Origin of the sequence: Pseudomonas sp. SAS7 (assembly GCF_052112345.1) — a bacterium.
GTDB classification, from domain to species: domain Bacteria; phylum Pseudomonadota; class Gammaproteobacteria; order Pseudomonadales; family Pseudomonadaceae; genus Aquipseudomonas; species Aquipseudomonas putida_Q.
Genome location: NZ_JBEGGO010000050.1, coordinates 1 through 1,050, shown reverse-complemented (window position 1 = coordinate 1,050; position 1,050 = coordinate 1). Strand labels below are relative to the sequence as shown.

The 1,050-nt window shown below is 61.2% G+C and carries 1 protein-coding gene; it reads left to right on the top strand.

Going from position 1 to position 1,050, the window contains the following annotated elements:
- Window positions 1–1,050: immunoglobulin-like domain-containing protein (locus ABI582_RS28635; RefSeq protein ID WP_442120984.1), on the top strand; the 1,050-nt coding region annotated here is incomplete at both ends.

Sequence of the window (1,050 nt, the reverse complement as noted above, 5' to 3'; positions counted from 1 at the left end):
GCAGGGCGACGATGTTTACAACGACGCTGGCCAGATCAGCCTGGGCATCAACTCGGCGGTAGACGCCACCGGTGCGACCTTCGAGAACCTCGAGCTGGGCGGTGCGGCTACCGTTCAAGTGACCGACACCACTGACGAAGTGGTGGCCAAGCTGACCGCTACACCTTCGGTGACCGAAGGCGGCGAGATCACCTACACCATCACCCTGACCAACAAAGATGGCCTGCCGATCAACAACCACGGCGCGCTGACCTTTACGCTGAGCGATGGCAAGACCGTCATCACCGTACCGGCCAATGGCACTGCTGGTTCGATCACTGTCACTGCTCCGGACAACGTTTACGTTGGCACCAACCCAGCGGTGGTCAACTCCATTGCGACCGTTGCGGGCGCTGATGTTGGCAAGTTCGAGCAGCTGACTCTGGACAAAACCCCGGTCAGCACCACCGTCACTGACGAGCCAGGTACCCCGGGCAACCCAGGCGGCAACAACGAGGGCGACCTGGTCAAGGTCACCATCACCGCCGACCAGACTTCGGTCGCCGAGAACGTCAAACCGACCTTCACCGTGCACATCAACCAGCCGTTGGACCACGACCTGGTCGTGACCCTGAGCAACAACGCTCAAGTCACCATCAAGGCTGGCGAGACCAGCGCGCCGTACACCCACGATGCGCAAGGCGATGATGTCTACAACGACGCCGGCGAAATCAGCGTTGGCATCAAGTCGGCGGTAGACGCTACCGGCGCCACCTTCGAAAACCTGGAGTTGGGCGGCGCCGCGAAAGTGGATGTCACCGACACCACCGACGAAGTGGTGGCGAAGCTGACCGCTACACCTTCGGTGACCGAAGGCGGCGAGATCACCTACACCATCACCCTGACCAACAAAGACGGCCTGCCGATCAACAACCACGGCGCCCTGACCTTCACGCTGAGCGACGGCAAAACCGTCATCACCGTACCGGCCAATGGCACCAGCGGCTCGATCACCGTCACTGCTCCGGACAACGTTTACGTTGGCACCAACCCAGCGGTGGTCAACTCCAT